At 59.1% G+C, this 2,665-nt stretch carries 4 protein-coding genes; all 4 read right to left on the minus strand.

Annotation, left to right across the window (positions count from 1 at the left end):
- Window positions 1-13 precede the first annotated feature (13 nt).
- Genes B7L72_RS11390 through tnpA form a run of 4 tightly spaced genes read right to left on the minus strand, consistent with a single transcriptional unit; the run spans window position 14 to window position 2,585 of the window.
- Window positions 14-283: a hypothetical protein gene (locus tag B7L72_RS11390; protein WP_022519664.1), complete on the minus strand. Its 270-nt coding sequence runs from the start codon at window positions 281-283 to the stop codon at window positions 14-16.
- On the minus strand, window positions 273-1,925 hold the full coding sequence (gene tnpC / locus B7L72_RS11395; RefSeq protein ID WP_022519765.1) for an IS66 family transposase: 1,653 nt from the start codon (window positions 1,923-1,925) through the stop codon (window positions 273-275). Before tnpC ends, B7L72_RS11390 begins: the two co-directional genes overlap by 11 nt.
- A gap of 28 nt (window positions 1,926-1,953) precedes the next feature.
- Window positions 1,954-2,298 (minus strand): IS66 family insertion sequence element accessory protein TnpB, encoded by a 345-nt coding sequence (gene tnpB, locus B7L72_RS11400; RefSeq protein ID WP_016915087.1) that lies wholly within the window; start codon window positions 2,296-2,298, stop codon window positions 1,954-1,956.
- On the minus strand, window positions 2,295-2,585 hold the full coding sequence (gene tnpA / locus B7L72_RS11405; protein ID WP_022519766.1) for an IS66 family insertion sequence element accessory protein TnpA: 291 nt from the start codon (window positions 2,583-2,585) through the stop codon (window positions 2,295-2,297). Before tnpA ends, tnpB begins: the two co-directional genes overlap by 4 nt.
- Window positions 2,586-2,665: the final 80 nt, after the last annotated feature.

Below are 2,665 nucleotides of genomic sequence, written 5' to 3' on the forward strand. Positions count from 1 at the left end.
AGACGTAGTTGACCTACTTCACGTCCCGGAGAGGTCTCAATAACTCCGGCGAGACCTTGTACTGCTTCCTGCCATCCTCATCCAGCACGATCACGCTCTTGCGGTTGATCTTGGTGACAATCCCCAGCACGGGGCCTTCCCGGCTCTCGAAGGTCACTTTCAGGCCCACCCGCAACTGGCTCAGCGCCTGGAGGTTCTCCCGGTCACGCAGTTCATCAATTCGCCGGCAGATGTATTGATTCAGTTCCAGCAACTGGTCGATGCTCATGTCGTCAATGCGCATGAACGGTGGCCTCCGGCTGTTTGTTCTGTCGGTCAGGATGGCGTGGATCGATCAGCGCCCGTAGCGGATTCTCGGCGAACCGGGTTTTCCAGAGACGAGGCGTCAGGTCGCTGACGTCACTGGCCGGATGCTGGCTGATGCGTTGCAGCACGTCCACCAGGTAAGTGTAGGGGGTAATATTGTGCAGCTTGCAGGTGCTGATCAGACTCTGGATGATGCCCAGGTGTTCCGCCCCCAATTCAGTCCAGCAGAACATCCAGTTTTTCTTGCCCATGGGAATGGGGCGTAGTGCCCGCTCGAGGTGGTTGGTGTCTGGCTGCACGTCTGGGTTTTCCAGGAATACGCTCAGGCTGGCTTCCCGGCTGAGCACGTAGTTCAGAGCTTTGGTCAGTGGATCGCTCGGCACCAGGCCGCCTGACGCCAACTGATCCCGGCACCACTGGAAGAAGCCGCTAACGACCGGTTTCGAGTGTTCCAACCGGTACTGACGTTTCTTCTCGCCAGTCAGCCCGTGGGTTCTGATGGTTTCTTCATTCCGGTACAGCGCTGCGATTCGTTGCAGGGCCTCGGTGACGGTTTCCGGGTGATCCTTCTGCGCCTCGATAAAATAACGGCGGCTATGCACCCAGCACTGGGCGTGGGTGACGTTCTCTTGGGCAGCAGCGTAGCGGGCATAGGCCGCGTAGCCGTCACTGATCAGCGTGCCGTTGAACGATTCGCTGAGGATGGCTTCGATGTGGGCACGCCCACGGCTGTTCGAGTAGGTGAACACCACCTCGTCGGCATCGCCGTATAACGGCCAGAACCAGCCGGATTTCAACTTGCCTTTTTGCGGGCCCGCCCGACCCTGGTGACCGGCCTTGATCGGCGTTTCATCCATGGCCAGCACCCGACTGCGCAGCACGTTGTCGGTCTGGGCATCCACAATGGGCCGAAGCAGGTCGATCACGCGCTTGACCAGATTGGTCAGGGTGCTGCGGCTGATTGTGATACCGGCTTGCTGGATGCGCTGGTGCTGACGGTACAGCGGCAGGTGGAACTGGAACTTGTCCACCAGCAACCCGGCCAGCAGACTGACATCGGCCAGGCTGTTGTCCAGCACGTTGAACGGGGCCGGCGTGGTGATGGGCTTGTCACTCCCCTTGCGCCGGAACACCGGGCGCTCCACCTTCAGCACCACGTAACTGGAGGCCCGCTGGGCCAGCCGGTAGGTGGTCTTACTGCCGATTACTTCGTACTGATCGGCCTCCGGCCCTGTCAGCTCTGGCGGCAGATACTCTATGACTTCCACCGGCACATCAGAGGTAAAGCGCAGACCGGTGTCGTTCAGGCAGCCATCGTCGCGCTGCTTCTTGCCGGTGCCACGCTGATAGGCCTTGATGGGGCGTTCTTCTTCGTCAGCAGGCGGCGCCGGTAGCGGCGCTTCCTCTGGCTGGAACAAGCTGTCCTGCCCGGGAAGATCGAACACCTGCTTCTCGGATTTCGGACCGAACAGCTGCTTTTTGAACCAGTCCAGTTGATGCGTCAGCTGACGAATCGCTTCTGCCTGGGCTCCCAACTGCTCCCGCAACACGGCATTCTCCTCGGCCAGAGCCGAGTAGGAAGGTGCATTGGAAGAAGGAGCGGAAGCGGTTGAATTCATGGCCGATATTATATCGAAAGTCGGCCTTCTATACCCCTCGAAAACGCTTGAACTGGCGATATTTCTGCACCTCGATGCCATCGATCAGCAGTTGCAGATCCGTCAGGGTCAGGGCTCGCTGCCCGGAGGCGGATAACGGCACCCGGAACTGGCCCTGCTCCAGGCGCTTGGCCCACAGGCAATAACCGGTGGCGGTGAAGTACAGCATCTTCATCTGGGTCTTGCGACGATTGACGAAGACGAAATACTGGCCACTGAGCGGGTCGTGCTTCAACTGATTCCGAACCAGGGCGCTCAGGCCCCGGAAGGATTTGCGCATGTCTGTGGGTTCGGTACATAGCCAGATGCGCGCCTGGCTATCGAGCCCGATCATCCGTTCTGGCTCAGCCGTAGCTCGACGCCGTTACCCAGGCTGAGCACAATATTCCAGCCTAAGCCGGATGATGGCGACGTGCCCATCAGTGACGACAAATCGAGAAAGCTGGCTTCTCCAGAGTCTGTCGAATTATCGGTCGGCTGATCGGACAGGCGCTTTCGCCAGTTGCAGAAGCTGGAATAGCCAATGTTCTCTTGTTTACAAAACTGCGAAGCTGACAGACCACTGTCACGATGCTGGTCAACCAGGGCCTGCCACTGTTCCGGGGTGCGGTGCTTTCTCATGGGGGTAACCTCGTGTGGGCAAATGTGAGGTTACTGTAGGGCGAATGTCAGCCGGGCGGCAGGACGTCTTAGAATGAACG

It is taken from the genome of Halomonas sp. BC1 (genome assembly GCF_002078135.1).
Taxonomy (GTDB): Bacteria; Pseudomonadota; Gammaproteobacteria; order Pseudomonadales; family Halomonadaceae; genus Vreelandella; species Vreelandella stevensii.

Excerpts from the sequence above, each read along its gene's own strand:
- tnpC (WP_022519765.1), bottom strand. The coding sequence starts at position 1,925 with ATGAATTCAACCGCTTCCGCTCCTTCTTCCAATGCACCTTCCTACTCG.
- B7L72_RS11390 (WP_022519664.1), bottom strand. The coding sequence starts at position 283 with ATGCGCATTGACGACATGAGCATCGACCAGTTGCTGGAACTGAATCAA.
- tnpA (WP_022519766.1), bottom strand. The coding sequence starts at position 2,585 with ATGAGAAAGCACCGCACCCCGGAACAGTGGCAGGCCCTGGTTGACCAG.
- tnpB (WP_016915087.1), bottom strand. The coding sequence starts at position 2,298 with ATGATCGGGCTCGATAGCCAGGCGCGCATCTGGCTATGTACCGAACCC.